This is a genomic window from Mesorhizobium newzealandense, assembly GCF_042682145.1.
In the GTDB taxonomy this organism is placed as follows: Bacteria; Pseudomonadota; Alphaproteobacteria; order Rhizobiales; family Rhizobiaceae; genus Mesorhizobium; species Mesorhizobium newzealandense.
Genome location: NZ_JBHUGZ010000002.1, coordinates 21,225 through 47,011 on the forward strand (window position 1 = coordinate 21,225; position 25,787 = coordinate 47,011).

Genomic DNA, 25,787 nt, shown 5'->3' on the forward strand with positions numbered 1-25,787 from the left:
TGATCGTCCTAGATACCTCCGCTGAGCATCTCAGACAGGAACCGTGGAATGCCCCTATCCGCCTCCTCCCCTCTGTACCCTGCCATCACGGATATCGTCAACGCGGCGGCAGGCCCCGATCCTTTCGAGCAGGTCAAGGCCGTGCTGAGCGGCTACACGATCCGTTTCCATTCGCTCGGCAGGCTCGTTCACGAGGAGGAAGACGATGAGCTGCTCCTGCATGCGAGCCCCAACCTGACGATCTATCACATCACGCTCTCTCCCGGCGTGCAGTATCCGCCTCACAACCACCTGATGGATGCCTTGATCGGCATCTACAGGGGCAGCGAGACAAACTTCATCTACCCGGCCACCGGCGACGAAATTGACACTCCAGAACGGCAGGATTTCGTGGCACCCGCGGTGACGCACATGTCTCCCGATACCATTCATTCGGTTGCGAATACGGGCGATGGCCGCTCCGGAGCGCTTCACGTTTACCTGGGTGATCTGCCAGGCACCAGTCGCCAGCTGTGGAGCCTGGCCGACAGCCATGCGGAGCCGTTCGACAACGACCGCTACATAGCCGGCGCACGGCCCATCATCCAGCAATCGACTGGCGAGCCCGAGTAGCTTTCGCCCAGCTGATTGCGACGGCGCTGGTATCTCTTTGTTTCACGCAATTCCCCATGGAAAGGGCTACGCGCTTTTCCCGGGAAAACCGTTTCACACTTTTCCCGGAATCGCTCTCGTTGACATGCAGGTAAATACCTGCATATTATAGCTTCACAAGCGAACGAGAAGAGGCTGATGGACGCCGACAAGGTTTTCAAGGCACTGGGCGACCCGACACGCAGAAGGCTGCTTGACCTTCTGTGTGAGACGAACGGGCAGACGCTCGGTCAGCTCTGCGAAAATCTGGACATGGCCCGGCAATCCGCCACCCAGCACATCGACCTGCTGGAAGCGGCCAATCTGGTGAGCACGGTCAAGCGCGGCCGGGAAAAGCTGCATTTCATCAACCCAGTGCCGCTGCACGAAGTCTACGAGCGGTGGGTGCGGAAATTCGAACGGCAGCGGCTCAGCCTGCTGCACGACCTGAAGCAAGAACTCGAAGGAGACGACCAATGACCCGAGAAACGACCAGCTTTGTCTACGTGACCTACATCAGATCGACGCCGCAAAAAGTGTTCGAGGCCATAATCAGGCCTGACATCGCAAGTCGCTACTGGGGCCACGAGAACGTCTCCGACTGGAAGCCGGGATCGAAGTGGGAACATATCCGCGCCAATGAGGAGCGGACCGTCGAGCTCGTCGGCAAGGTCGTCGAGATCTCGCCGCCGACCCGTCTCGTCATGACCTGGGCGAACGCCTCTCAGGCCGGCGATCCGTCACAATACAGCCGGGTGACGTTCGGCATCGAGGAATACGACACCATGGTGCGGCTGACCGTCACCCATGATGAACTCGAAGCCGGCAGCGGCATGGCGAAAGGCATCAGCCAGGGATGGCCGGCCGTGCTGTCGAGCATGAAATCCTTCCTCGAAACCGGCAGCGGCATCGACCTTTTCGCCAAGCCGAAATCGGCCTGATGCCCTGCGATATCATGCAGAACCAGGCCAGTGGAGAACGACAATGACCAAGCGCTATATCGGCGGCTGTGCGTGCGGCGCGATCCGCTATGAAACCAGCGGCGAGCCCATCTTCCAGAACCACTGCCAATGCCTCGATTGCCAGAAGCGCGCGGGCACCGGCCATGGATCCTATCTGACCTTCGGCCGGCGTGCCGACATGAAAATCACCGGCGAGGCGAGCGCCTGGCGTGTGAAAGGCGCCAGCGGCAACGAAAAAATCCATGCCTTCTGCCCGACCTGCGGAACGCCGGTCTACCTGACATTCGTTGCCATGCCGGAACTGATTGCAGTCCACGCGACCAGCCTCGACGACCCCGGCGATTTCAATCCACAGGTAGTCACCTATACGGTCGGCGGCCATGCCTGGGACACGATTGATCCCTCGTTGCAGGCATTCGACCGAATGCCGCATGGATAGCCCCGCAGGGCAGTCCGCGTGTTAGCGACTCGCCTCGTGGCTCTCATGTCGTGTCGAGTGCTGGTCGCCTGCCAGCGCCTCCGCCTGATGGCGGTGCCCGAGCATTTCGTAGCCGACGATGGTGACGGCCGGGGCCAGCATCAGAATGATCAGGCAGACCGCCGTGTCGACACCGGCAAGTGCTGAGAGGATGGCAAGCGCCACCACAGCCGCGGTGGCGAGCAGCAGCCATATGTGGAACGGATCGAAGCGCTGAACAAGATAGGTGTAGAGCGCATAGATCGCCGCCAGGAAAATGGCGACGGGAACAGCGGTGGCAAGCAGCGTTGCAACCGGGCCGATATGCGCCTTGTGCTCGATGAAATAGGCCGCGACATGCAGCCCGGCTCCGGTCGCGACAATGGCGGCGACAATCAGCATCTGCCCATAGCCCCAGATGAATGATCGGTTGCGGTGCGCATGCAAGATCGGTGCCGAGGGCAGCATGTAGTAGACCCACCACATGCCGAAGGTGAGCCCGGTGCCGGCGACGCAGACCAGTGCCGCATCCACAGTCCAGCCCTGCTCCTCGACCACGGCGGACAGGGTCGCCAGCGTGCCGACGACCCCCTCACCCAAGGCGATGATGGCGAACAGGCTGTAGCGTTCGGCCATGTGGTGCGCATGCCAGGGCGTGCCGCCATCCTTGCGTTCGGCGATCACCGGCCCCGCCAGTTCGATGAGACCGAGAATGCCAGCGAGAATGATGCTGGTGCCGACTGGGAAATCCACAACGATCTGCACCACCCAGCCGATCTGGGCGACCGCGATGGCGGTGGCGTAGGTCAGGCAGGCGCGGCGCCGGGCGGGGTCCTGCCGGGCAGCGCGCAGCCACTGGAAGATCATCGCCACCCGCATGATGACATAGCCAAGCACCATCACCGAATTGTTGAGGTGCTCGCCGTGCTCGATCGAGGCGAACATGCGTGGCAGGCCGATCGCCAGCACCAGCACGCCGATCATCTGCAGCATGGTGACGAGGCGGAAAATCCAGTCGTCCGTGTCATAGGCCGAGGAGAACCAGGAGAAATTGATCCAGGCCCAGCAGATGGAGAAGCTGGCGAAAGCGAAGCCGAGCAAGGCGGCAGCGTAGTGGCCCTCGGCCAGCGCATGGGCGAGCTGGGACGAGGCAAAGCTGAACGCGGTCACGAAAGTCAGGTCGAACAGAAGCTCGAGCGGCGTCGCGACACGATGCACCTCATGCGGATCGCGCCCGGCCATGCGCCTGACATGATGATGAAGGGCTTCGGGGTTGACGGGCGTGGTGTTCATCGCGCGGCCTTCGGGTTGAGGGTCGTGAGCCGACACTAGAGGCAAGGCAGGACGCGTCAAGGCGCACGGCCGGAGCCGCCACGCCGTTCAAATACGATGGTTTGGGCCGGTCAGCCGGGTGGCTGCGGTCTCGGCCATGGCGTCGGCGAGCTCCAGACCCCATTGCTGGCGGCAATAGGCGCGAAAATCGAAGCAGGGCAGGCCGGGGCAGACTTCGAACTCGATGAGGTGGACCGTGTCGTCGGCCTCGACCCGGAGATCGATGGAGAATACGTCGCGCAGGCCGAGCCCGCTCATCAGCCGCTCGGCGATCACGCGAATCCTGGCGTCGGCGACCGGCTGGCTGTCGGCGACCGCAACGAGCTCCGGTTCGGCATAATGTCCCGCCGCCTTGGCTGCCTCGCCGGTGTCGCCGTAAAGTGCCAGGCTATCTGCCATGGTCTGGAAATCGGCGCCTGACTCGACAAAGGCGACGCCAAGCGCTTCGACGCCAGCGCCGGGCACCAGGCCGAGGAAACTCGCGCGCACGTTGCGGCCGGCGACATAGGGCTGGACGACGACGTCATCGCGATAGGCTGAAAAGACGCGCCGGCTGAGCTCCAGGGCGTGGCCGAGATCACCGGTGCGCGAATCCGCCCAGATGCCAATCTTGGCGCCAAGCCGGTTGGGCTTGGCGAACCAGCCGGCGGGTGACGCAGGCGGCTCGACCAGCCATTTGCCGTCGCGCGCAAGACCGGCCGTCGGCACCGGCAGGCCGAGCGCGGCAAGCACGGCGCCGGAGCGGAACTTGTCCTGGCAGAGCGCGAACAGCGCATCGTCGGCCCCGATCGTTTTGAACCCGCCCAGTCTCGCCAAAGCGGGTGCGGCCCCGCCACGGAAATAGGCAATGCCGTCGGTCAGCGTCCAGACCAATGTCGTGCCGGGATGCTCGCCGGCGAGCACGCTTGCGGCATCGTCGAGCGCCACCGGCGCGAACGACAGGCCGCGTGCCTGGCAGGCGGCGGCAAGCGCGTCGAATTCGGGGGCGAGATCGGTCGACTGCGCCAGATAGGATGCGATTTCGGCGGCACGCTCCGGTGCATGGCCGTCGGCGACCAGACGGTCGAAGCAGGCTTTTTCCGGCTCATGGACGAGGATCAGTTTTGGCTTTTGGCTCGTCATGGCTTGGCACGGTTTTCCAGCGGTGGGATCGCCTACCATCGCACGGTAAGTGCAATCGGCTCTCGCGAAACCGACTGGGTCGGACGGTTGCGTGACAGCGCACCGGCCGACCGCGGTTCAATCAGGCGATCAGCACGCGAGGCTCGAAACGGCCGTTGACCTTGATGTCGAGCAGGAAGGTCATGCCCGCCTGCGGATCGAGCTGGCGCTGCTTTTCGTCTTTCCCCTTCCAGGCGGACGTCACTGCCAGCCGGTCGGCGTTCTTGCCGACAAAGGCCGGACAGGATGGCTGTGTCACCGGCATGGCGACCGACCGCAGCAGCGTGCCGTCAGGCGCGTAGGCCCTGAGCACCTTGCCGCCCCAGACGGCATTCCACAGCACGCCGTCACGGTCGAGCACCGAGCCGTCGATATAACCCTTGGCCGAACGGTGATCGACGAAGATTTTCGGCTCGCCGGTGGGCAGGCCGGTCGCCGGGTCGCAGTCGACCCGCATCAACAGTCCGGTCGAGGTGTCGGTGTAGTAGGCGAGCGCGCCATCCGGCGAAAAGCAGATCGAGTTCGACACGGTGATGTCCGAAAACAGGCGGCGCAGTTCGCCTTTGAAAAACCAGTAGATCGAACCGGCCCCCTTTTCCTCCGCCTTGCCCATCGTGCCCGTCCACAGGGCACCACAGGGATGGACGCGGGAATCGTTGGAGCGGGTGGCTGGATTGTCGGCCTCGATCGGCGTGTGCAGCGTCATCGTGCCGGTCGCGACATCGCGGACATGGAGGCCGGTCTCGGTGGCGATCAGCTGGCGCTGGTCGTCGATGATGGCGATGGCGCTTGCCATCTGGCCAAGCGCGTGGATTTTCAGTGGGCCGCCGGCCACGGGCTTTTCCAGAAGCTGGCCGTTGACGATGTCGAACCAGAACAGCGCATCGGTGGCGGGATCGTAGCTCGGCCCTTCGCCGAGCTGGCAGATATGATCGGAAAAAAACCGAAACGGCCGCCTCGCTCATCATGCTTCTCCGAACACCGCGTCCCAGGCCGAGACGGCGGCGTGTGCGCGAACCGCCACCTCGTCGACGCTCATGCCCGGCTTGAACAGGCTGGAGCCAAGGCCAAACACCGTCACCCCGACAGCCTTGTAGCCGGCAAAGTCCTTTTCCGAGACACCGCCGACCGCGCCGATCAATGTCTGCGCCGGCAGCACCGCCCGGATCGCGGAAATGCCTGCCGCGCCGAGCACGCTCGCCGGGAAGAATTTCAACGCCGAGGCGCCGAACCGGATCGCCTGGAAGGCTTCGGTCGGCGTGAACACGCCCGGCATGGTGACCATGCCGTATTGCATCGCACGCGCCATCACCTCGGCATCGATGTTGGGGCTGACCAGCAGCCTCCCGCCGGCCTTGTGCAAGCCATCGACATCGGCTGCTGTCAGCACTGTGCCCGCGCCGACGAGTGCAGTTTTCGGCAGCACCTCGACGATCCGGGCGATCGACGAAAACGGCTCCGGTGAGTTGAGCGGCACTTCGATCGCCTCGATGCCGGCGTCGAACAGCGCCTGGCCGATCGCCATCGCCTCGACGGGCTTGAGGCCGCGCAGGATGGCGACCAGGCCGCGCTTGAGCTTCGGGAAAGGTGCGGTCTGGCTCATAGGGCTGCTCCGGTTCTGGCGATCATGCCGTTCTCACGCGCGGCTTCGACGAGACCGGCACGCACCGCCTCATCGGCATCGACGGTGCGGACCTTGAGCCCGGCAAGGCCGAGTGCGGCTTGGTAGAGTGCTGCAAGCGCGCCGGACGCGACCAGCACAACGGGTTCCGCACCGGCGCCATGGCGGCGGCTGGCCGAGGCGATCTCGCCACCGATCAGCAGGCCGGACAGGCAGGCGGCGGCATCGTCCGCTTTCAGATCCTGGAGCAGACCGGCGGCGCGGATGGAAAACAGCCGCGAGGTGACATCGCCGTCCTCGCCCAAGGCGGTTTCGCACCAGCGGCGGAAGAATGGATTGTCCGAGGTGACCGGGCTGGGGTGTTCGCCGAGCGAATGGCGCAGGATCGAGTGCGCGGCAAGCACCGAGAACAGCTCGCCGGTCGGCCAGGTGCCGAAGCCGGCAACAACGCCGTCCTCGACCAGCACCCATTTCGAATGGGTGCCTGGCATGCAGACCAGCTGGCGTCCGTTGGCCGGCAGGCCGGCGCCGGCAAGCTGGGTTTCCTCGCCCCGCATGACGTCGGGCGCATCGGCCAGCCGTTGGGCAAGGCCCGGCACGATGCGGATGTCGCGGTCCTGGCCGGGCACCCGGGCGGCACCCGCCAGGATGGCACTGAGCGGCGCCGGCACGGTGACATAGGGTGCCTCGAGCCAGCCCTGGCGCGAGCCCGCCATGCCGCAGATGATGACGGGCAGCGCCTCCGGCGCGGCCATCGCCGCCAGATGCCCTTCGAGTATGGTCGAAAAGCCTTTTTGCTGGGCGGTGATCAGGCCATCATCGCCACGCCGTTCGGCAAGAACCTTGCCGTCTTTGTCGATCAGCCAGACCCGCATGCGGGTCGTGCCCCAGTCAACGGCCGCTACCGCCGGCGCTTCGCTCACAGGAAACCTCCATCGACGATCAGCATCTGCGCGGTCAGCATGCGTGACGCGTCCGAAGCCAGGAACAGCACCGTGCCGACAATGTCGTCCGGCTGCATCACCTGCTTGATGCACTGCTTGGCGACATGGGCGGCCAGCCCCTGTTCGGTCACCCAGAGCTCTTTCTGCCGCTCGGTGATCACCCAGCCGGGCGCGATGGCGTTGACGCGGATGCCGTCCACGCCGAGCTTGCCGGCCAGCCCCTTGGTCAGGCCGAGGATGCCGGCCTTGGCGGCGGTGTAGGCCGGCATGTCGGGGTGATTGATCAGATAGGACGTCGAGGTGAAGTTGATGATCGAGCCGCCGCCGGACCGCTTCATGCCCGGCGCCACCGCCTGCGCGGTGAAGAAATGCGGCCGCAGATTGACCGCCTGGTTGTTGTCCCAGAATTCCACCGTCACGTCTTCCACGGCGTGGCGTTCGTCCCACGCCGCGTTGTTGATCAGCACGGTGACATCGCCATGTGCGTCGGCCGCCCTGGTGGCGGACGCACGCAGGGCTTCGACGTCGCGCAGGTCGGTCTTGAGATACAGCGGCCGGCGGCCGGATGCCTTCTCGATGCGATCGGCAAGGGCGATGCTTGGGCCGTCGGCGATATCGATAAAGGCGACATTGGCACCCTGGCGCACAAAACCCTCGGTCAGTGCCGCGCCAATTCCGGAGCCGCCACCGGTGATCAGCACCGAGGCTCCCTCGAGGTCGGCAAAATGCGCCGATGGCATCATAATCTGTTCTCTCCCAGCATGACCGGCGCGCATCCTAGCCAGAGAAGTCCTGCGGGCAAGGGCGAAAAGGCGGATTTGCTGGCTTATGTCAGACAAAACGACAATGCGCCGCACCGGATGCGAACGGCTGCATCATCGGGATTGCGGACCGCGTCGAGATTGGCGGTCAGACCGCCTTGGCGTGCAAGGCGCCGCGGAAGGAATCGCGGAGGTAGCCGAGCGTGGCATCGGCATCGACGGGCTTGCCGAACAGATAGCCCTGCCCGCCGGCGCAGCCGAACTGGACCAGGCGGTCGGCCTGCGCCTCCTGCTCGATGCCTTCGGCGACCACGTCCATGCCGAGCCCCTCGCACATGGCGAGAATGGCGCGGATGATGTGTTCGGACGGGCGGTCGTCGAGAATGGAAGAGACGAAGGCGCGATCGATCTTGAGCTTGTCGAAATGGAACTCGCGCAAGCGGCCGAGCGAGGACTGGCCGGTGCCGAAATCGTCGAGCGAAACGCGGATGCCGACGCGGCGCAGATCCTCGACGATCTTCTCGGCCGAGGCAGGATCGTTCATCAGGCCGGTCTCGGTGATCTCGATCTCCAGCCGGCGCGGATCGAAGCCGGTGCGGTCGAGAATCGCCAGTATGTGCAGGCCGGTGTTCTGGTCGACGAGCTGCGAGGGCGACAGGTTGAACGACAGGAACAGGTCCTTCGGCCAGCTTCTGGCCGCTTCCGTCGCCTTGCGCAGCACCAGCTGCGACAGCGGGCCGATGATACCGCGCTCCTCGGCGATGGGAATGAACACCGTTGGCGGCACCGAGCCGAGGTCGCGATCGGTCCAGCGTGCCAGCGTCTCGAAGCCGATGGTGCGGCGCGTGTTGAGGTCGACGATGGGCTGGAAATGTGGCTCCACCTCGCCGGCCGAGACAGCGCGGCGCAGCGCCTGTTCGATGCGGGTGACGCGCTTGGCCGCTTCTTCCATCTCGCGTGTGTAGACGACGACGCGGCCACGGCCGGAACGCTTGGCGTGGTAGAGCGCCGTCTCTGCCTTGTTGACCAGGATCTCGGTGGTCTCGTCGCCCGAATAAAACAGCGAGCAGCCGACCGAGGCCGAAAGCCTGGCGGTGCGTTCGCCGACATCATAGGGTGCCGAAAGAATCTCGATCAGCATGCGGGACTTGTCGGCCGCAGCGTCCTCGCTGAACACCATCGGGTAAAGAAAGGCGAATTCGTCGGCGCCAATGCGGCAGACAGTGGAATAGCCGTCCATCGAGGCGCGCAGCCGCATCGCGACCTGGATCAGGATATCGTCACCGGCCTTGTGCCCGAACAGGTCGTTGATCGGCTTGAAGCCGTCCAGGTCGAGAATGCCGACGGTAAATGGCGCCGGGTCGTCGGCACGGTCGCTGATCAGGCGATCGACCTTGTCGAAGAAGCGGCGATGGTTGCCAAGCCCGGTCAACGGATCGGTGAATGCCAGATCCGTGCTCTCTCTGTTTGCCTGTCCGGTGCCAAACGAAGTTTGCATCGGTGTCCCTGTTTTGTGACGTCGGAATTTAGTTTCAGACTGGCAGCAAACCCTTTAGGAAACGTATCCCCAAATCGATTATTCGCGGGTAAAGCGCGTTGCTTTCAGCAGGTTGACGCGATGCGCGTCAGGCCTTCACTCAGATCCTCAGCCGTTCGGCCGGACACGATAGAGTTCGAGCGAGGCGCCAGTTGTGTCCGCGATCGGCTCCAGCCATTCCGGCACGTTGCCGCGCATCAGCCCGGCAAGAAAACCGCCCGGCGCGGTGAAGGCGAGAAGCTGGCTTTCCGGGTTGCCGCGGCACAGCGCGACAAGGCCGACGTGATGATCCCTAGCGATCGACCCGGCTTGCGCATCGGAACCGAGGAAAGCGTCGAGCGCCAGCAGGTTTCCGGCGACGTTGCGGTGATAAGGCCCGGCGAACACGCGATGTCCGGAGTAAATCAGGATCGGCGATCCGAGATTGGAAACGGCAAGCACGGTGGTATCCGGCAGCCTGCCGAGCGTGGCGAAGCTGCCCCTGGCCTGGCAGGACGGGTCAACGCCAGCGTTGCTGGTGATCCTTGCACCGGTTGCGAGCGCCGCCGACGCCGCCTGGGCGGCACCCGACCAGATCGAGTTCATCGAGATGAGCCAGGCCGCGGCCATGCGCAGCACCGAGCTGCGCGACGGGCTGGTTTCGGCACGCCGCCGCCATTTGGCGATCCAGGCCGAGAGCGGGATCACCGCGAAGGCGATCGAGAAGGTCGAGCCGCGCACTTGCCAGGCGCTGACCACGAACGCCACAACCAGCAGCACGGCGACAAGGCTGTCCTGCCGCCGCCAGCCGCCACGGACGAAGCGCTGCGCCATCAGCACGATCGCCACCAGCGGCGTGGCATAGCGCGCCGCCAGCTCGGCGGGATCGTGGGCGGCCAGCTGGAACAGCGACTGCGCCTCTTCGATATGATCGAGCCATAGCGTCTTCAACCGCGGATCAAGCTCCGCATAGGGAGAGGCCAGGCATTGCGGGAACAGCAGAAAGAGGACCGCGCCGAGCACGAGTGCAAGCACGCCAAGCGACAGCAGACGCCGTCCGCGCGAGCGGCGGGCCGCTTCGATCGAGGCGATCGCCGCAAGGCCGGTTCCGGTAAGGGCGGCCACGACGAACTGCGCCGTCGAGAAGGCATCGCATTGTGCCTGGCTCCAGGCCGACACCGGGATGGTGGCGACGAAGACAAGCGCCGATACGCCGGCAAAGCCAAGGCCGAAATCCCTGGCGATCCCCCTTTCGCCGGTTGCATCAAAGGCAAACAGCGCCGCCACGCCGACGCCGATGCTGGCGACGTAGGGGGCGGTTTCCATGCCGACGGCCAGGGTCAGCGCGGCGCACAGGCCGGCAAGCAATGCCGCCGGCCGGTGCACAGGCGCTTCGAGCAGGAAACTCAGGCTGGCGACGGTCAGCATCAGCTGGACATTGTGATGGTCGAGTGCGCCCGGCGCGAAGATGCCGATGAAATATAGTGCCGCCGCGCCGACGATGACGGCAGGCAGCACCGCGCCATCGCCGGCAAAGCTGCGCGCGGCGCGAATGATGAAGACCATGGTCAGGCCGAAGAGCAGTGCCGGCCACGCCACCTGCGCGATGTCCTCGGCAAGAGTGGTGTTGCCGGTCAGGCTCGATACGGCGAGCACGATGGCGGCGATCGGCGCATCGACCAGCCGCGACCAATGCATGACGAAGCCGCCGTCCAGGCCCATCCGGTATTGATGCAGGTCGAACCAGCCCTGGCCGGCCAGCAGGTCGCGCACCTCGACGAGCCGCAGCAGATCGTCATTGTCGCCGCCGGCATTGGTCAGCGCCGGGAATCCGGCCCAGGCGTTGACGGCAAGGAAGCCGAGCGTGGCAAGCAGCGCCAGAATGAGGTCCGCTCGCCAGGAGGCGCGTGCCCCATCTTTGGAAAGCATCGCGGTATGTGCGGTGGTCATGGGATGGGCTTTCAGCCTGTGTCTATCAGCGCAAGCTAACGCGGGCCGCTTCACAAAGCGTAAAGCCGCCCGCGATCCAGCTAATCGCGCGCCGGAAACACCCACAGGGACGACAGAATGTAGCTCACCGTGCTTGCAGCAACCGTCATCAGCGCCGACATGGCGAGTGCCGACATGCCGAAACGGGTGACCGCCAGGTGCGACACCATTCCCGAAAACAACGCGCATCCGAGCTGCAGCGCGAGATAGCGCGGCATGGCGCTGGCATGATCGTGCTGGCCGCCGAATGTCCAGCCGCGCTGCGCGCTATAGGCAACGATGAAGGTGATCGCGTAGGCAACGACGCTGCCGACGAAGGGCGAGAGGCCCAGCGATACCAGCAGCCACGACAGAACGAACAGCAGCAATGCGGCGCCGACGCCGACCGTCAGGAACCGGAACAGGCGCGTCTGGACAAACACTGGCAATACCTGGGCTCACGCGTCGCGCGGCGGCGTTTGATTAGCCGGCGATTCATCGGTCCGCAATTCATTGGCCCGTAATTCATTGGCCCGGAATTCATTGGAACGACCGGCCTGGCCGGCTTTCAGCCGCTTGACCGGTATTTCCAGGACACCGAGCAGGAAGGCCGAGAAGAAGGCCTGGAGTGAAATGACCATCAGGCTCAGGCCCAGCACGACGATGCGCGGGATTTCGGAATCGTTCAGCGGGCCGAAGCCGAGATGCGCCCAGCGCGCCACGGCATAGCCAAAGAACAGCACGCCGCCGGCAAAGCAGATGCCGGCATTGGCGGCGAGACGATCGGTGCTGATGGTTCTGGTCAGCCAGTCGGATCGGCTGCTGCGCGGCAGGATACCGGTTATCTCGGCATAGTAGCGCGAAATTGCGCCGAAGGTGATGAGCTGGACGCCGGTGACGACCATGAAACAGGCGGCGACGAAGGTGTTGAGGTCGAGCGACAGATTGTTGATCACGCGCAGCGGCCCGAACACCAGTAGTGCCGCGAACACGATGCCAAGACCGCCGAGCACCGTGCCCGGGATGAAGAACATCCAACGCGGATTGTAGACCAGCAGGAATTTCAGATGCCGCCAGCCGTCGCGCCAGGTCCTGAGATGCGGCGGCCGGCTGCGGCCGTCGGGCTTGAGCGTGGTCGGCACTTCCTCGATGCGCAGGCCGGCAAGGGCGCCGCGCACCACCATCTCGCTGGCGAATTCCATGCCTGTCGTCTGCAGGTCGAGCTTCCTGATGCTGTCGGCGTTGAACCCGCGCAGGCCGCAGTGGAAATCGCCGGTCTTGATACGGAAGAACAGGCGGCCGACAAAGCTCAGCACCGGGTTGCCGAGATAGCGATGCAGCGGCGGCATGGCGCCGGCTTCGATGCCGCCCTGGAAGCGATTGCCCATGACCAGGTCGGCGCCATCGCGCAGCCGCACAACGAACGCTTCCAGCGCGCCGAAATCATAGCTGTCGTCGGCATCGCCCATGATGATGAAGCGGCCCTTGGCGGCTGCGATGCCGCCCAAAAGGGCCGCGCCATAGCCCTTCTGCGCCACCGGCACGACACGGGCGCCGCTCTCCTCGGCAATCGCCTGCGATCCGTCGGTGCTGCCATTGTCTGATATCAGCACTTCACCGGAGATGCCCGCCTGGTCGAGGAAGGCCCTGGCCTTGCCGATGCACACGGCCAGCGTCTCGGCCTCGTTGAGGCATGGCATCAGAATGGTGAGTTCGAGCTGTTTGGTTGCGGTGGCGCGGATGGCGGTGACGGCGTTCATTGGTCGTTGTTCCATCGAGTGCCCGGCTGCGTCAGTTCGGCCGGGCGCATTCGGAGCATACCCTTGCACGGCAAGGCTTAAGAAAACGATGACGCACAGCCTCGCCTTGTCTCCAAATGACCGGCACGGTCCGGGCCTGCCCCGCGTTTGCGGATCGCTGATGCCAACTTCAAAATGTCGCGATTGGCAGACGGCCAATGAGCCTGTACAGGCAAGACAGTCGCCCATCCGAGCCGCCGGAGACTTGCCATGAAGCTGAAGATCGCCGTCCAGATGGACCATATCTCCACGGTGTCGATCGCCGGCGACACCTCGTTCGCGCTATCGCTGGAAGCGCAGCGGCGCGGACATCAGCTGTTTCACTACACGCCCGACCGGCTGTCGCTGCGCGACGGCAAGGTGTTTGCCCGCATCGAGGAAATGCAGGTGCGCGACGAGAAGGGCAACCATTACTCGCTCGGCGAAAAGGTGCGCACGGATCTTTCGGAAATGGATGTCGTCCTGCTGCGCCAGGACCCGCCCTTCGACATGAACTACATCACCACCACGCATATCCTGGAGCGCATCCATCCGAAGACGCTGGTGGTCAACGACCCGGCCTGGGTGCGCAACAGCCCGGAAAAGATCTTCGTCACCGAGTTTTCCGACCTGATGCCGGACACGCTGATCACCAAGGATCCGCTCGAGGTCGCCGCCTTCCGCAAGGAGTTCGGCGACATCATCATCAAGCCGCTCTACGGCAATGGCGGCGCCGGCATCTTCCATCTGCTGGAGGCCGACCGCAACCTCGCCTCGCTGCTCGAAATGTTCGGCCAGATGTTCCGCGAGCCCTATATCGTGCAGCGCTACCTGAAGGATGTGCGCAAGGGCGACAAGCGCATCATCCTGATCGACGGCGAGCCGGTCGGCGCCATCAACCGGGTGCCCGCCGAGCACGATTCACGCTCCAACATGCATGTCGGCGGCCGCGCCGAAAAGACCGAGTTGACGGAGCGCGAGCGCGAGATCTGCGCCCGCATCGGGCCGGCGCTAAAGGAACGCGGCTTCATCCTCGTCGGCATCGACGTCATCGGCGACTACATGACCGAGATCAACGTGACCTCGCCGACCGGCGTGCGCGAAGTCAGGCGCTTCGGCGGCGCCGACATCGCCAGCCTGTTCTGGGACGCGGTCGAGGACAAGCGGCGGACCTAGTCCGTTTTTATTTTGTCTTAACCATGTTCCGCTTTTTCAACCAGGCACAACCCGGCCGCGACCGGTGCGGCTGCATGTTCCTGTAATGTTCTTGATTTGACCGGGCGATTATATATTTGACAGACCCGGTGACGGGTTGGACCTATGGTGATACCGTCTGATCCTCATGTTGAGGGTGCAAAAATGGGCATTAGGATTACCCGTCGTTCAGATACAAGCGACTATCGGACTGAGTGGAAGGGGGAGGAGCCAGGTATCTATGGAGCCGAATTAGGCGGTGTGAATGTCTATTTCCAGCGGCCCGTTGGGAAAGGCCGCACCCATTTTGAATTAGAAATAATGCCCGACAAATTCGTTGAATTGGCCAAGGCCATGATGGAAGCCGCGCCAAGGGAAGCGATCAAAGCTTTCGGGAAAGCGCTCGCAACAGCCAAGTTGGACAGATAGCGCGGCCCTGTCCCGTTCCACCGGATGAACGAGGTAGCAACTCGCGGCCTGTTCGCGCTCCCGTAGAGAAGCCCCTTCCGCCAGCATTGTAACAATGTTATCCCTCTCCAAATAATGGCTTGGGGGATAAAATGCCAATACGATACATTCCTGTCGTTCGCACTAAAGCGGGCGAAGCAGACGCGCTTGGAAACTTAACCGCAGCAGCACGCGCCAGAACATTTCCTCTGATCAGGCTTACGGGGCAAATACCAGTTACTTTCCAGAAAAAAATGATCGCGAATTGCAATGGATTTCCCATGGCAATCGACGGAAGTTACAACTTTCTCGGGACAGGCGGCCCTGCCGCCTACAACGGGTTATTTAAGGGTCTTGGTGCTAACGGCGTTCCCGTGATCCCGGTACTTTGGATTAGGGGGGACCCGGCCTATAACTCAGCCGCTCTTGCGCTGGTCGGCCTGTATGGTCACGGGTTCGTGCTAAACGTACCTTTGGCGGATCTGCCTCTCGCTCTTGGATGGGTGACGGCAGTCGAGGGGTGGAACCCGAACAATATTGATTTGCTCATCGATGTCGGCGGGGTTGCGGAGCATGACCCGGCAGCGATGGCCCCGTATGTCTCTCACACCATCAACGCAACGTTGAAGCCCGGCCATCCGTGGCGCTCCGTCGCTGTTCATTCATGGAGTGCACCGAAAGACCATGGCCCATTAAAAGCTGGACGCAACGACGTCCCACGGCGCGACTGGCGGATGTGGGACCAGGCACGTTTGGCCGTGCCATTTGACATCGATTATTCTGACTGCGGTCACGTCCATCCATCCCTTGACGAAGTGCCCGGGTTTGTAATGGGCAACGCGACGGTCAGCGTTCGATACGCGGTTGATAACAATTGGATAATTTACAAAGGATCGCCCGTCTCAGGTCCCAACGGCATAGACATGGGAGCTCAGTATCGCGGCCATGCAAAGGCGTTGATGGCCGATGTAGCCTTCGGAGGGGTTGCTGGATGCTGGGGTGATGGACGTATCCAGCACTATGCTAACGGGCCGGGTGGGACCGGTGGGCGAGCCCAATGGGCAGCGCTTCTTTTAAACCGGCATTTGTCTCTCACGGCTGCCAGATTGCCGTAGCCAGCTTCTAGATTTCAAAACACGCCTAACTTCAGCACTCAGTTCCGAGAAGGACAATTCGGAAGCCAGCCGCTGGTGGACCGCCTTGGCTGGCTTTCCCCGCCATCCCCGCGCTAGGCCGCGAGCATCAAGGATTGCGATGGCTTCCTCTTTCCAAAGAAGATCGGCAACCAAGTACGGGTCAGGCGAGGGATTGCGTGTACCGCATTTGATGTTCGTGAGATCTACCCCGGATGGGGTTTCTCTCGCGGACATCACCCCCCACCAATTGGGGATCAGATCAGTCGCTTTTTCTGCATGGCGCTCCCCGACAACCAGCGTAACGTGGTCGAAAACGCGGCTGTAAATATCCGCCTGCACGGGAAGGCGCTGGAGGGTGTCCCGGTCAGATTTCAGTTCGAATCCGGTGAGGTCGCCGTTAATGACGGCGATATCGATACGAACAGACCCGGACCAAACACCCATCTCCTCGACAACGCGAGTGTCATCGTCGCCTTCATGAAGGCGGATCAGGTGCGCCTTTACGGCAGTCCGGACGTCGCTATCGCGCATTTACTATCCACCGCTGCTTCGTTTCTGCAGCGTAACGTCTAAGACGTTAACGAAGTTTAACCATGTGGTCAAGAATCGCAGGTTGCAAATGGTGCTATTCCTCTTTCTTTTTTTTGTTTTCCTGCTGAGGCGTCGTCGTCTTCACCACCTTCCTAAGTGCTGCATTCAGCGGCTCTTCAGAATCGATGGTGCCGATCTTGCGCGCCAGTTCGCGGAACTTCTCTACTTGGGACTCCGCTTTTTTTGAAGAATCAGGCACATTTGCTCCATATTGTTTGTTCTTCGATTCGGACATTCCAGAGTTCCTGTGTTGTTATCAAACTCCTTGGCGGGGGTCGGGCTTGGTGATTACTCGTGCTTCACCGACGAGACCGATCTGACTGCACGGTACATGACTATTGGCGGTATTACCTGCGGGACGGCGTTCGTTCCCGAGCTATTTTCGATTCTCACTCGATACCAGGCCCGCATGCCATTCCACGGGCGCCTTCAGTGGAAGGATATCACAAAACGCAACCATCAGATTTTTGAGGATCTGATAGACGAGTTCTTCTACCTAAATGGGGAGCAGCTTGTCGATTTCCACGCGCTGGTCGTGGACATGTGGAAGTTCGACCACATGACCTACAACGAGGGTGACAAGGAAGTCAGCTTCGACAAGATGCTATTTCAATCGCTCTTGGCCATCCACAAACGGTATCCGGGCTGCACAAAAATCAGATGCTTCCATGGGAACAGGGATTCTCCCTACCCAATAGCGAACCTCCGCGAGATGCTAAACAGCAAGACATTTGCCCTCAAATTCGGGCGCATTTTCGTACCGTATGTGGTTGTCAAAAACTTGGAGGTAAAGCGCAGCCTGCCTATGCAGTTTGCTGACCTTCTGATCGGGGCGCTTGGTGCCCATTGGAACCGACGTAAAGGTGCAACCGCAGGGTCACCGAAGGACTTGGTAGCGCAGCACTTCAAGCGGGAATGCCCCGTCGATAATCTATTGGAAAGTACGCCTAGGGCGATGAAAAACTTCGTCGTTTGGGAGTTTAAAGGGAAGGGCCTGCGGGCCTAGGCGTTAGCCATCCAGACGATGCTGGCACACCAAGCTGGTGAGACTTCGAACCCGCAGGGTTCCATATATATAAGGGATTCTGCCTTAAGAATCAACGTTTATTCCGCTTCCGAAACGGTTCTCCCTTCCACAATGGCAGCTTCAACTGCACCGGTTTTCGGTAATGTTCCTTCTTGGCGTCAAGCAGATTGACGGTAGGTCAGGCGCTTGCCCTTGGCGCCCTTCAGGGCGATGAGCGAACGAACGTTGTCGTCAATGCCAAGCGCAACCCGGTTCGAGTAGCGGAAGTCGAACTCTGCCAGATAGCGGTGCAGATGGTGTTCGGCGCAATGCTGGTAAACGCCCTTCATGCCGCGCTTGAACACGCTGTAGAAGCCTTCCACGGTGTTGGTGTGGACCTTGCCGCGAACGTATTCGCCAGCGCTATGCTCGACCGTGCCATGAGCGGCGAAGTCGGGGCCGAAGTTCTGGTACACGCGAGCCTCGTCCGACATGAGGACGCTTTCCTTGTGAATGTTGGCGTTCACGATGGGCAGCACGCGGGCAACCGTGGCGCTGTCGATATGGAACGAGCGGGCAGCACCGCCGCGCTCTACCAAGGTCAGCACAACGTTCTTGTGAGCGCCGCTAGGAGCCTTCGGAACGTCCTTCAAACGGCCAATGTAGGTTTCGTCAACTTCAACGAACTTGCCAGCGCCACCCATGGGCGTGAAGTCATCCGAGCGCATCATTTCGCGGATGCGATGGCAGAGAAACCAAGCGGTTTTGTAGGTGATTTCCAGAGCGCGATGCAGCTGGTGGGCTGAAACGCCCTTCTTGCTAGCGCACATGGCATGCAAAGCCTGAAGCCAAATGTGCAGCGGAAGCTTGGACTCCTCGAAAACCGTACCCATGCGAACGGTGAACTTCTTGCGGCAATCGCTGCACTTGTAGAGGCCGTGGATTTCCAAGCCGTGCGGGTTCTTCTTCGAAGGCTTGGTGCGGCCGCCCTTCAATGCGTAGTGCTTTTCCATGGAGCCGCAATGATGGCAGACCGGACCCTGCGGCCACAGCATACCCTCGACGTGTTCGAAAGCGGCGGCTTCATCGTGGAAGTAGGGGCGGGACAGGACGGACATGGCTTGTTCTCGGAACGGGCTTCTAACGTTCCAAAACCTTACCCTTACGGAATGGGTCTGTCAAATATATAATCGCCTTTGACCGGGGAACTGTGATTGTCTCCCCGAGGGCCAATGACGGCCTCGCACGGGCTGGGGCTAGCCCATATCCGGGGGTGCATGATGGTGGCGCGGGTTCGCACGGTCGCTTTCCAGGGCATCGAGGCCGTGCCGGTCGACGTGCAGGTGATGATCGCACCCGGCAAGGTCAACATGCACATCGTCGGCCTGGCCGACAAGGCGGTGGCAGAAAGCCGCGAACGGGTGCAGGCGGCACTGCATGCCTCCGGCCTGTCGATGCCGTCGAAGAAGGTCACGGTCAATCTGGCGCCCGCCGACCTGCCCAAGGAAGGCAGCCACTACGATTTGCCGATCGCGCTTGGCCTGATGGCGGCCCTGGGCGCCATTCCGGGCGACATGCTGGCCAGCTATGTCGTGCTTGGCGAATTGTCGCTCGACGGCACGATTGCCGCGGTCGCCGGTGCCTTGCCGGCGGCGATCGGCGCCAACGCCGAAGGCAAGGGCCTGATCTGCCCGTTCGCCTGCGGGCCGGAAGCGGCCTGGGCCGGCGCCGATTTCGACATTCTGGCGCCGCGCAGCCTGATTGCGATTGCCAATCATTTTCGCGGCACGCAGGTGCTGTCGCGCCCGGAAGCCGGCATCCACGCCTCGGCGCGCGACCTGCCCGACCTGGCCGACATCAAGGGCCAGGAGACCGCCAAGCGGGCGCTGGAAGTGGCGGCGGCCGGTGGACACAACCTACTGATGGTCGGGCCGCCTGGATCGGGCAAGTCGATGCTGGCGCAGCGGTTGCCGTCGATCCTGCCGCCGCTGGCGCCGAAGGAATTGCTCGAAGTCTCGATGATCGCCTCGGTGGCGGGAGAACTCGGTGAAGGCAAGCTGACCGATCGGCGGCCGTTCCGCGCCCCGCACCATTCTGCCTCGATGGCGGCGATGGTCGGCGGCGGCCTGCGCGCACGGCCGGGCGAAGTGTCGCTTGCCCATCACGGCGTGCTGTTCCTCGACGAGTTTCCCGAGTTCACCGGTATTATGGAGCAAACTCACCAAAGTGAGTTTGCTCCATAATACCGGAGTTCACGCCGCAGACGCTCGACGCGCTACGCCAACCGCTGGAGACCGGCGACTGCATGATCGCGCGCGCCAACCATCGCGTCACCTATCCAGCGCGCATCCAGCTGGTCGCGGCGATGAACCCGTGCCGCTGCGGCATGGCCGGCGAGCCGGGATACCGCTGCCTGCGCGGCGAGCGCTGCCGCACCGACTACCAGGCGCGCATCTCGGGCCCGCTGCTCGACCGCATTGACCTCCGGATAGAGGTGCCGGCGGTCTCGGCCAGCGACCTGATCCGGCCGGACCGGGCGGAGAAAAGTGCTGCCGTGGCGCTGCGTGTGGCGCGAGCCCGCACCATCCAGCGCGAGCGTTTCGAACGGCTCGGCGCCCGAGCCACCACCAACGCGCATTGCGCGCCGTCGGTCATCGAGGAAATCGCCATGCCCGACGCCGCCGGCCTGTCGCTGCTCAAGGACGCCAGCGAAAAGCTTGCCTTTTCCGCCCGCGCCTATCATCGCGTGCTGAAGGTGGCGAGAACACTGGCCGATCTCGATGCCAGCGAAACCGTCGGGCGCATCCATCTGGCGGAAGCAATCTCCTACCGCATGAGCTCGGAGCGCGTCGCGCAGGCGGCTTGACGTCCCCCTCCTGCTTCAAAGGCGGGGGACCGCAGGCGGCGGCACCCGTGCCTTGGCTCCTATCGCGCTTTCCGAGCCCTAGGCTCAGGCCGAGGTGTGCGCCTTCAGCTCCAGGCGCCGTGCGTGCAGCACTGGCTCGGTGTAGCCGTTGGGCTGGATACGGCCCTTGAAGACCAGGTCGCAGGCGGCCTGGAAGGCGATGGAGCGGTCGAAGTCGGCGGCCATCGGGTGGTAGAGCGCGTCGCCGACATTCTGCAGGTCGACGATGGCCGCCATGCGCCGCAGGGAATCCATCACCTGGATGCGCGAGCAGACGTCGTGGTGCAGCCAGTTGGCGATGTGCTGCGAGGAGATGCGCAGCGTGGCGCGGTCCTCCATCAGGCCGACATCGTTGATGTCGGGGACTTTCGAACAGCCGACGCCCTGGTCGATCCAGCGCACGACATAGCCCAGAATGCCCTGCGCGTTGTTGTCGAGCTCGCGCTGGATCTCGTCGGGAGTCCAGTTCGGCCGCACCGCGACCGGCACCGACAATATGTCGTCGAGTTTCGCTTTCGGCCGGCTTTTCAGCGCCGCCTGCACGGCATGGACGTCGACCTTGTGGTAGTGCGTGGCATGCAGCGTCGCCGCCGTCGGCGACGGCACCCAGGCGGTGTTGGCGCCGGCCCTGGGATGGGCGATCTTCTCGGTGAGCATTGCCGCCATCAGATCGGGCATCGCCCACATGCCCTTGCCGATCTGGGCATGGCCGGCCAGCCCGCACTCCAGCCCGGTGTCGACATTCCAGGCCTCGTAGGCGGAGATCCAGGCGGCCTGCTTCATGTCGCCCTTGCGGATCATCGGGCCGGCTTCCATCGAGGTGTGGATCTCGTCGCCGGTGCGGTCGAGGAAGCCGGTGTTGATGAACACGACGCGTTCCCGGGCAGCGCGGATCGCCTCCTTGAGGTTGACGGTGGTGCGCCGCTCCTCGTCCATGATGCCCATCTTGATGGTGTTCCTGGCCATGCCGAGCAGGGCTTCGACACGGTCGAAGATCTCGACGGCGAAGGCGACTTCCTCCGGCCCGTGCATCTTGGGTTTCACGACATACATCGAGCCGGCGCGGGAATTGGCACGGCGGCCGCTCGGCCCGACATCGTGCAGCGCGATCAGCGCCGTCATCGCCGCATCCATGATGCCTTCCGGCACTTCGTTGCCGTCGCGGTCAAGGATCGCCGGATTGGTCATCAGGTGGCCGACATTCCTGACCAGCATCAGCGACCGGCCAGGCACCGTCAGCGTGCCGCCGGCCGGCGTGGTGTAGGCGCGGTCGGGATTGAGCTTGCGGACAAAGCTCTTGCCACCCTTGCTGATCTCTTCCGCCAGGTCGCCCGTCATCAGGCCGAGCCAATTGCGGTAGATCACGACCTTGTCTTCGGCATCGACCGCCGCGACCGAATCCTCGCAGTCCTGGATGGTGGTCAGTGCCGATTCCAGGATGACATCGGCGATGCCCGCCGGATCGGTGCGGCCGATCTGGTTGTTGCGGTCGATCACGATCTCGATGTGCAGGCCGTTCCTGACAAGCAGAACGGCATCGGGATTGGCTGCATCGCCGCGGTAGCCGACGAATTGTTTCGGGTTGGCCAGCGTGGTCGAACCCGCGCCGGCACTCAGCCGCAAGGCGCCGTTGGCCAGCGACAGGCCGTTCACCCCTGCCCATTTGCCGAGGGTGAGCGGGGCAGCCTCATCGAGAAAAGTCTTCGTCCAGGCAACGACCTTGGCGCCTCGCACCGGGTTGAAGCTTTTGCCTTTTTCGGCGCCGTCCGTCTCGGGAATGGCGTCGGTGCCATAGAGCGCGTCATAGAGCGAACCCCAGCGCGCATTGGCGGCATTGAGCGCGTAACGCGCATTCATCACCGGCACCACCAGCTGCGGCCCGGCGACGACCGCGATTTCCGGATCGACATTATCGGTCGAGACGCTGAAGGCGGGGGCCTCGGGAACAAGGTAGCCGATTTCCTTGAGGAAGGCTTTGTAAGCCTCCATGTCGACGGGAGCGCCGTGGTCGCGATACCAGCCGTCGAGCTTTTCCTGCATGGCGTCGCGTTTCGCCAGCAGCGCCCGGTTCTTGGTGCCGAGGTCGTGGACGATGGCCGAGAAGCCGTTCCAGAAGTCCGCCGCTTCGATGCCGGTGCCGGGCAACGCTTCCTTGGCCACGAACTCATGAAGCTCGCGGGCAATCCGCAATCCGGCGATCTCGATGCGATCGGTCATCAGGCTTCTCCAGATGAAAGGCTTTGCGGGCCTTTGGCATGTCAGGTTTGCCGGGTCAATTCAGCTTAGGGTGAAGGGGGTGTATTTGCATCGCTTCACACGGCGTACGGGATACAGGTCAGGCCGAGTCGAAAATGGCGGATTCCGAGAACCGGAGCGGAGCGTACTTTTGGGTACGTGAGCACCGGAAGCGCAGGAAGCCGCCATTTGCAGGCCGGCCTCACCTGACTCTACACGGCAATCCTCGGCCTTCCCGAGGCCACCGCCACCACATGCGCCTCGATGAACATGCGCTGGGCCTCGACGGTGGAGACGCGCAATTCGGTCGCGACCTCGATCTCGGCGCTGTCGGTGCCGGCATCCCTGGCGCGCTCGGCGACGATGGCGCGGACATCGGCCTCGGCGGCCGCGATCGCCGCCGCCTCGTCGAGGAAATCGCGCACGGTTTCACCCGAGGCAAGACGAAACAGCCCTTCCGTGGGCTGGCTGACCCGTGCTTCGGCCGAAACCCGCACCTGGCCGACGACGGCGCCGAGCGCGTTGGCGACATCGGTATCTTCCGGCACCACGCATTCATTGCCGATCAAGGGAGGCAGGCCGGCATAGTGCAGCGGCGCCGAGGCGCCAAGGCCGATGACCGGGCGGTCGAGCGCGACGCTCAGCCGGGCAATGCCGGGATGCGCATCGACGGCGCGCTGCACAAGCGCATGCGCCACCGTCGACGCACCGTCGAGGCCGTCCTCGGCAAAAGCGGTTTCGAGGATGTATTCGGCCGACCAGCGTGTCAGCGTCACCAGCACCCGCTCCGAAATCACTTCAGGCGACGCAGCAATCGGCTGGCCGCGGCCGTCGCGCTTGCGCGCGAAGAGTTCGGCGCCCAGCCGAGCGGCGACCGTATCCCAGTTCGCCTGCTTGCCCAGCACATGGGCAGCGTCGGACGGCGTGAAGCCGGCGACATGCACCAGCCCGCGCGACACCAGCCGGTTCAGCGTCGCGTTCTGCGCGTTCGAGGTCAAAAGCCTGTCGACGGCGAGCGGCACGGCACCAATCGCCTCGTAAAGCCGGGCTTCGGCGCCGGTCAATCCGGCGGCGAGCCGGTCCGGCACGCCGGTGCGCACCGCGAAGCGGCCGTCCATGCGGCCAGGATTGGGCGCGCGCAGCTGGCGCTCCAGCTCGGCCGTCACCGCTTCGCCATGCGCCATGCCGGCCAGCGCCAGCGGCACCAGGCGGCGCGGCCCGAGCAGGATCTTGGGGTTGAGCGAGCCATCCTCCAGCGCCACTTCGGAATCGCCGCCAAGGCCGAAGGTGCGCATGGCCACCGCCTCGACCATGGTGCGGAAGCCGCCAACGGTGGCGCCTTCCGGATCAAGCCGCGGCCGGCCCTTGTCGAGCACGGCGACGTCGGTGGTGGTGCCGCCGATGTCGGACACCATGGCGTTGTCGAGCCCGGTCATGTGGCGGGCGCCGACGAGGCTGGCGGCCGGGCCGGACAGGATGGTCTCGATCGGCCGCTGGCGGGCAAACGCCGCCGACACCAGCGCGCCATCGCCGCGCACCACCATCAGGGGTGCGGCGATGTTGCGCGCTTCGAGGAAGCCCTCGGTCGCCGCCACCAGCCGGTCGATCATCGAGATCAGCCTGGCGTTGAGCAGCGTGGTGAGCGCCCGTCGCGGACCGCCAAGCTTGGCCGACAGTTCATGGCTTGATGTGACCGGCAGGCCGGTCTTTTCGCGGATCAGCTCGCGGGCAGTGATCTCATGCGCCGGATTGCGGGTGGCGAAATAGGCGCAGACGGCAAAGCCGGAGACCGAGACGCCAAGTTCCGGCAGCGCTGCCTCTAGGCCGGACAGGTCGAGCTTGGCGGCATTGCCATGCACGTCGTGGCCGCCGGGGCAGAACACCACCGGGTCGGTGCCGAGGGCGGCCTTCAGCCCGTCACGAGCGAGGTCGGCCTCGGAGAAGCCGATCATCACCAGCGCCACGCGGCCGCCCTGGCCCTCGACCAGCGCGTTGGTGGCAAGCGTCGTCGACATCGAGACCAGTTTGATGGCAGCCGGATCGGTGCCGGCCTTCTGCAGCACCGCATCGACCGCGCCGGAAATGCCGACGGCCAGATCATGCCGCGTGGTCAGCGCCTTGGCCTTGGCCAGCACCTTGCCCTTATTCGGCCCCTCTTGCTTACCTTCCGTTTCAGACCACAGCACGGCATCGGTGTAGGTGCCGCCGGTGTCGATCCCGAGGAACAGCGGCTTTGGCTTGGTCTTGGCGGTCATTCTTTGCGGATCCGGCGGGGCGAGGTGTTTTTGCTCCCCGCCCCTTAGCCGATACGGGACGGGCGATAAAGACGCGAGCGCTAGGCCACGATGGGTTCGATCTCCCCCCTTGTGGGGAGATTGGCGGCTCGGCCGCCCAACCTATCCGATAAACCCAACCTTCTTGTGCGTCCCATCGCAAAACGGCTTGTTGGCCGAGTGGCCGCAGCGGCAGAGGAAGGTGCGTTGCGTGCGATCGACGGTGTGGCCGGTGCCGGTGACGATCTCCAGATTGCCCTCGAGCTTGAGCGGGCCGTTTTTTCGTCGGCGTGACGTTGAGCGGCCCGTCGCGCGCTTCCAGCGCCGGCGTGTCCTTCAGCGGCGGCTCGCCGGTGGCGGTGAACCCTGATTTGTTGTGGCTGCCGTCGCAGAACGGCTTGTTTTCCGACGCGCCGCAGCGGCAGAGCGTGGCGCGATAAAAAGTCTCGCCGTCGAGCACGATCTCGGCATGCACGGCCAGCGGGCCGTTTTCCCGCAGCCGCACGGTGTTGACGACCGGCGGCTGTTCCTGCGGCCCGCCATCCTTCCTGATATAGGTGATGGCGCCCGAGGGGCAGCTTTCGGCGATGGCGACGACCTTCTCGACGCTGGCGGCCTCGGGATGTATCCATTGCCCTGGCGCGTTGGGCACGAAGACATGCGGATCGCCAAGCACGCAGTTGCGCGAATGGATGCAGCGCTTGCCGGAAAACCCGACGTCGATCTTGTCGCTTTCGACCATGCCGGCCATGGCTGGGCTCCTGTTGCCTGAAGCGCGTCGCGTCCGAACAGTCCGACGCGGCGCGCTTTGGGTGTATGTGCAGGCTATGTTTTAACGCAATTCCCTTAGGGAAAGCGCTACGCGCTTTT

General features: G+C 63.4%; 24 protein-coding genes and 1 pseudogene. 9 read left to right on the forward strand and 16 right to left on the reverse strand.

What is annotated here, in order from left to right; all coding sequences use genetic code 11:
* The first annotated feature begins 48 nt into the window (after positions 1 to 48).
* The 4 genes from ACFSOZ_RS04190 to ACFSOZ_RS04205 all read left to right on the forward strand — a co-directional run bounded on the left by ACFSOZ_RS04190 (position 49) and on the right by ACFSOZ_RS04205 (position 2,031).
* Complete coding sequence (locus ACFSOZ_RS04190) at positions 49 to 612, forward strand: autotransporter (protein ID WP_379093919.1); 564 nt, start codon at positions 49 to 51, stop codon at positions 610 to 612.
* A gap of 177 nt (positions 613 to 789) precedes the next feature.
* A complete protein-coding gene (locus ACFSOZ_RS04195) occupies positions 790 to 1,110 on the forward strand; it encodes an ArsR/SmtB family transcription factor (protein ID WP_379093922.1) in 321 nt (106 codons plus the stop codon).
* Positions 1,107 to 1,571 carry an SRPBCC family protein gene (locus tag ACFSOZ_RS04200; RefSeq protein ID WP_379093925.1) on the forward strand — a complete coding sequence of 155 codons (465 nt, stop codon included), beginning with the start codon at positions 1,107 to 1,109 and terminating at the stop codon, positions 1,569 to 1,571. The genes ACFSOZ_RS04195 and ACFSOZ_RS04200 overlap by 4 nt, the downstream gene beginning before the upstream one ends.
* 43 nt (positions 1,572 to 1,614) lie before the next feature.
* Complete coding sequence (locus tag ACFSOZ_RS04205; RefSeq protein ID WP_379093928.1) at positions 1,615 to 2,031, forward strand: GFA family protein; 417 nt, start codon at positions 1,615 to 1,617, stop codon at positions 2,029 to 2,031.
* A 21-nt stretch (positions 2,032 to 2,052) separates the two neighbouring features.
* Here the strand turns inward: ACFSOZ_RS04205 and ACFSOZ_RS04210 are convergent, their stop codons facing one another.
* The 10 genes from ACFSOZ_RS04210 to ACFSOZ_RS04255 all read right to left on the reverse strand — a co-directional run bounded on the left by ACFSOZ_RS04210 (position 2,053) and on the right by ACFSOZ_RS04255 (position 13,112).
* Positions 2,053 to 3,342 carry a low temperature requirement protein A gene (locus ACFSOZ_RS04210; protein WP_379093931.1) on the reverse strand — a complete coding sequence of 430 codons (1,290 nt, stop codon included), beginning with the start codon at positions 3,340 to 3,342 and terminating at the stop codon, positions 2,053 to 2,055.
* 87 nt (positions 3,343 to 3,429) lie between these two features.
* Positions 3,430 to 4,503, reverse strand: a complete 1,074-nt coding sequence (locus ACFSOZ_RS04215) for a D-alanine--D-alanine ligase family protein (protein ID WP_379093933.1) — start codon at positions 4,501 to 4,503, stop codon at positions 3,430 to 3,432.
* Between the two features lie 121 nt (positions 4,504 to 4,624).
* Positions 4,625 to 5,470, reverse strand: coding sequence for an SMP-30/gluconolactonase/LRE family protein (locus tag ACFSOZ_RS04220; protein WP_379094952.1), 846 nt, complete (start codon positions 5,468 to 5,470; stop codon positions 4,625 to 4,627).
* Between the two features lie 36 nt (positions 5,471 to 5,506).
* Positions 5,507 to 6,145, reverse strand: coding sequence for a 2-dehydro-3-deoxy-6-phosphogalactonate aldolase (locus ACFSOZ_RS04225; protein WP_379093937.1), 639 nt, complete (start codon positions 6,143 to 6,145; stop codon positions 5,507 to 5,509).
* Positions 6,142 to 7,086, reverse strand: a complete 945-nt coding sequence (locus ACFSOZ_RS04230; protein WP_379093940.1) for a 2-dehydro-3-deoxygalactonokinase — start codon at positions 7,084 to 7,086, stop codon at positions 6,142 to 6,144. Before ACFSOZ_RS04230 ends, ACFSOZ_RS04225 begins: the two co-directional genes overlap by 4 nt.
* The gene (locus ACFSOZ_RS04235; RefSeq protein WP_379093943.1) at positions 7,083 to 7,850 is read right to left on the reverse strand and encodes an SDR family NAD(P)-dependent oxidoreductase; all 768 of its coding nucleotides are present in this window, start codon (positions 7,848 to 7,850) and stop codon (positions 7,083 to 7,085) included. The genes ACFSOZ_RS04230 and ACFSOZ_RS04235 overlap by 4 nt, the downstream gene beginning before the upstream one ends.
* 166 nt (positions 7,851 to 8,016) lie before the next feature.
* The gene (locus ACFSOZ_RS04240; protein ID WP_379093946.1) at positions 8,017 to 9,366 is read right to left on the reverse strand and encodes a putative bifunctional diguanylate cyclase/phosphodiesterase; all 1,350 of its coding nucleotides are present in this window, start codon (positions 9,364 to 9,366) and stop codon (positions 8,017 to 8,019) included.
* Positions 9,367 to 9,513: 147 nt separating this feature from the next.
* Positions 9,514 to 11,334 carry a GtrA family protein gene (locus tag ACFSOZ_RS04245; protein WP_379093949.1) on the reverse strand — a complete coding sequence of 607 codons (1,821 nt, stop codon included), beginning with the start codon at positions 11,332 to 11,334 and terminating at the stop codon, positions 9,514 to 9,516.
* Between the two features lie 80 nt (positions 11,335 to 11,414).
* Positions 11,415 to 11,795, reverse strand: coding sequence for a GtrA family protein (locus ACFSOZ_RS04250; protein WP_379093952.1), 381 nt, complete (start codon positions 11,793 to 11,795; stop codon positions 11,415 to 11,417).
* A 15-nt stretch (positions 11,796 to 11,810) separates the two neighbouring features.
* Positions 11,811 to 13,112: a glycosyltransferase family 2 protein gene (locus ACFSOZ_RS04255; RefSeq protein ID WP_379093955.1), complete on the reverse strand. Its 1,302-nt coding sequence runs from the start codon at positions 13,110 to 13,112 to the stop codon at positions 11,811 to 11,813.
* Between the two features lie 249 nt (positions 13,113 to 13,361).
* Here ACFSOZ_RS04255 and gshB point away from each other — a divergent pair, with 249 nt between their 5' ends.
* From gshB to ACFSOZ_RS04270, 3 genes are all read left to right on the forward strand, one after another.
* Positions 13,362 to 14,306: a glutathione synthase gene (gshB, locus tag ACFSOZ_RS04260; protein WP_379093958.1), complete on the forward strand. Its 945-nt coding sequence runs from the start codon at positions 13,362 to 13,364 to the stop codon at positions 14,304 to 14,306.
* A gap of 183 nt (positions 14,307 to 14,489) precedes the next feature.
* The gene (locus ACFSOZ_RS04265; RefSeq protein WP_379093961.1) at positions 14,490 to 14,753 is read left to right on the forward strand and encodes a hypothetical protein; all 264 of its coding nucleotides are present in this window, start codon (positions 14,490 to 14,492) and stop codon (positions 14,751 to 14,753) included.
* A gap of 131 nt (positions 14,754 to 14,884) precedes the next feature.
* Positions 14,885 to 15,886, forward strand: a complete 1,002-nt coding sequence (locus ACFSOZ_RS04270) for a beta family protein (RefSeq protein ID WP_379093964.1) — start codon at positions 14,885 to 14,887, stop codon at positions 15,884 to 15,886.
* On the opposite strand, the gene ACFSOZ_RS04275 is transcribed toward ACFSOZ_RS04270, so the two are convergent.
* Positions 15,845 to 16,438: a sce7726 family protein gene (locus tag ACFSOZ_RS04275; protein WP_379093967.1), complete on the reverse strand. Its 594-nt coding sequence runs from the start codon at positions 16,436 to 16,438 to the stop codon at positions 15,845 to 15,847. The genes ACFSOZ_RS04270 and ACFSOZ_RS04275 overlap by 42 nt on opposite strands.
* Before the next feature lie 94 nt (positions 16,439 to 16,532).
* Positions 16,533 to 16,733, reverse strand: a complete 201-nt coding sequence (locus tag ACFSOZ_RS04280) for a hypothetical protein (protein WP_379093970.1) — start codon at positions 16,731 to 16,733, stop codon at positions 16,533 to 16,535.
* A gap of 15 nt (positions 16,734 to 16,748) precedes the next feature.
* Here ACFSOZ_RS04280 and ACFSOZ_RS04285 point away from each other — a divergent pair, with 15 nt between their 5' ends.
* Positions 16,749 to 17,504: a hypothetical protein gene (locus ACFSOZ_RS04285; RefSeq protein WP_379093973.1), complete on the forward strand. Its 756-nt coding sequence runs from the start codon at positions 16,749 to 16,751 to the stop codon at positions 17,502 to 17,504.
* A gap of 179 nt (positions 17,505 to 17,683) precedes the next feature.
* On the opposite strand, the gene ACFSOZ_RS04290 is transcribed toward ACFSOZ_RS04285, so the two are convergent.
* On the reverse strand, positions 17,684 to 18,622 hold the full coding sequence (locus ACFSOZ_RS04290; protein ID WP_379093976.1) for an IS1595 family transposase: 939 nt from the start codon (positions 18,620 to 18,622) through the stop codon (positions 17,684 to 17,686).
* A 162-nt stretch (positions 18,623 to 18,784) separates the two neighbouring features.
* On the opposite strand from ACFSOZ_RS04290, the pseudogene ACFSOZ_RS04295 reads away from it, so the two are divergent.
* Positions 18,785 to 20,370, forward strand: a pseudogene (locus tag ACFSOZ_RS04295) (YifB family Mg chelatase-like AAA ATPase).
* Positions 20,371 to 20,454: 84 nt separating this feature from the next.
* Here the strand turns inward: ACFSOZ_RS04295 and ACFSOZ_RS04300 are convergent.
* The 3 genes from ACFSOZ_RS04300 to ACFSOZ_RS38715 form a co-directional block, all read right to left on the reverse strand.
* Entirely contained in the window at positions 20,455 to 22,626 is a 2,172-nt protein-coding gene (locus tag ACFSOZ_RS04300; RefSeq protein ID WP_379093979.1) for a malate synthase G, read from the reverse strand.
* A 230-nt stretch (positions 22,627 to 22,856) separates the two neighbouring features.
* Positions 22,857 to 24,899 (reverse strand): hydantoinase/oxoprolinase N-terminal domain-containing protein, encoded by a 2,043-nt coding sequence (locus ACFSOZ_RS04305; protein WP_379093982.1) that lies wholly within the window; start codon positions 24,897 to 24,899, stop codon positions 22,857 to 22,859.
* Positions 24,817 to 25,668 carry a (4Fe-4S)-binding protein gene (locus ACFSOZ_RS38715; protein WP_465264452.1) on the reverse strand — a complete coding sequence of 284 codons (852 nt, stop codon included), beginning with the start codon at positions 25,666 to 25,668 and terminating at the stop codon, positions 24,817 to 24,819. The genes ACFSOZ_RS04305 and ACFSOZ_RS38715 overlap by 83 nt, the downstream gene beginning before the upstream one ends.
* Positions 25,669 to 25,787 lie beyond the last annotated feature (119 nt).

What these genes read in the sequence shown, in the direction of transcription:
- ACFSOZ_RS04190 (WP_379093919.1), top strand. Translation starts at nt 49, where the DNA reads ATGCCCCTATCCGCCTCCTCCCCTCTGTACCCTGCCATCACGGATATC.
- ACFSOZ_RS04195 (WP_379093922.1), top strand. Translation starts at nt 790, where the DNA reads ATGGACGCCGACAAGGTTTTCAAGGCACTGGGCGACCCGACACGCAGA.
- ACFSOZ_RS04200 (WP_379093925.1), top strand. Translation starts at nt 1,107, where the DNA reads ATGACCCGAGAAACGACCAGCTTTGTCTACGTGACCTACATCAGATCG.
- ACFSOZ_RS04205 (WP_379093928.1), top strand. Translation starts at nt 1,615, where the DNA reads ATGACCAAGCGCTATATCGGCGGCTGTGCGTGCGGCGCGATCCGCTAT.
- ACFSOZ_RS04210 (WP_379093931.1), bottom strand. Translation starts at nt 3,342, where the DNA reads ATGAACACCACGCCCGTCAACCCCGAAGCCCTTCATCATCATGTCAGG.
- ACFSOZ_RS04215 (WP_379093933.1), bottom strand. Translation starts at nt 4,503, where the DNA reads ATGACGAGCCAAAAGCCAAAACTGATCCTCGTCCATGAGCCGGAAAAA.
- ACFSOZ_RS04225 (WP_379093937.1), bottom strand. Translation starts at nt 6,145, where the DNA reads ATGAGCCAGACCGCACCTTTCCCGAAGCTCAAGCGCGGCCTGGTCGCC.
- ACFSOZ_RS04235 (WP_379093943.1), bottom strand. Translation starts at nt 7,850, where the DNA reads ATGATGCCATCGGCGCATTTTGCCGACCTCGAGGGAGCCTCGGTGCTG.
- ACFSOZ_RS04240 (WP_379093946.1), bottom strand. Translation starts at nt 9,366, where the DNA reads ATGCAAACTTCGTTTGGCACCGGACAGGCAAACAGAGAGAGCACGGAT.
- ACFSOZ_RS04245 (WP_379093949.1), bottom strand. Translation starts at nt 11,334, where the DNA reads ATGACCACCGCACATACCGCGATGCTTTCCAAAGATGGGGCACGCGCC.
- ACFSOZ_RS04255 (WP_379093955.1), bottom strand. Translation starts at nt 13,112, where the DNA reads ATGAACGCCGTCACCGCCATCCGCGCCACCGCAACCAAACAGCTCGAA.
- gshB (WP_379093958.1), top strand. Translation starts at nt 13,362, where the DNA reads ATGAAGCTGAAGATCGCCGTCCAGATGGACCATATCTCCACGGTGTCG.
- ACFSOZ_RS04265 (WP_379093961.1), top strand. Translation starts at nt 14,490, where the DNA reads ATGGGCATTAGGATTACCCGTCGTTCAGATACAAGCGACTATCGGACT.
- ACFSOZ_RS04270 (WP_379093964.1), top strand. Translation starts at nt 14,885, where the DNA reads ATGCCAATACGATACATTCCTGTCGTTCGCACTAAAGCGGGCGAAGCA.
- ACFSOZ_RS04275 (WP_379093967.1), bottom strand. Translation starts at nt 16,438, where the DNA reads ATGCGCGATAGCGACGTCCGGACTGCCGTAAAGGCGCACCTGATCCGC.
- ACFSOZ_RS04280 (WP_379093970.1), bottom strand. Translation starts at nt 16,733, where the DNA reads ATGTCCGAATCGAAGAACAAACAATATGGAGCAAATGTGCCTGATTCT.
- ACFSOZ_RS04290 (WP_379093976.1), bottom strand. Translation starts at nt 18,622, where the DNA reads ATGTCCGTCCTGTCCCGCCCCTACTTCCACGATGAAGCCGCCGCTTTC.
- ACFSOZ_RS04300 (WP_379093979.1), bottom strand. Translation starts at nt 22,626, where the DNA reads ATGACCGATCGCATCGAGATCGCCGGATTGCGGATTGCCCGCGAGCTT.
- ACFSOZ_RS04305 (WP_379093982.1), bottom strand. Translation starts at nt 24,899, where the DNA reads ATGACCGCCAAGACCAAGCCAAAGCCGCTGTTCCTCGGGATCGACACC.
- ACFSOZ_RS38715 (WP_465264452.1), bottom strand. Translation starts at nt 25,668, where the DNA reads ATGGCCGGCATGGTCGAAAGCGACAAGATCGACGTCGGGTTTTCCGGC.